The organism is Actinoallomurus iriomotensis (assembly GCF_030269445.1).
Classification (GTDB): domain Bacteria; phylum Actinomycetota; class Actinomycetes; order Streptosporangiales; family Streptosporangiaceae; genus Actinoallomurus; species Actinoallomurus iriomotensis.
Genome location: NZ_BSTJ01000044.1, coordinates 1 through 288 on the forward strand (window position 1 = coordinate 1; position 288 = coordinate 288).

Consider the following 288-nt stretch of genomic DNA (forward strand, 5'->3'; position numbering starts at 1 on the left):
GTGACAACCAGGAGGTTGGCTTAGAAGCAGCCACCCTTGAAAGAGTGCGTAATAGCTCACTGGTCAAGTGATTCCGCGCCGACAATGTAGCGGGGCTCAAGCACACCGCCGAAGCCGTGGCATCCCAACAATACCCAAGCTGGTTTCTTCGGAGGCTGGTTCAGGGGTTGGGGTGGGTAGGGGAGCGTCGTGTGGGCGGTGAAGCGGCGGCGTGAGCCAGTCGTGGAGGCCACACGAGTGAGAATGCAGGCATGAGTAGCGAATGAGGGGTGAGAAACCCCTCCGCCG

1 rRNA gene is annotated in these 288 nt (G+C 60.4%); it reads left to right on the forward strand.

Going from position 1 to position 288, the window contains the following annotated elements:
- Positions 1 to 288, forward strand: a 23S ribosomal RNA gene (locus QSK37_RS51325); the annotation flags it as partial.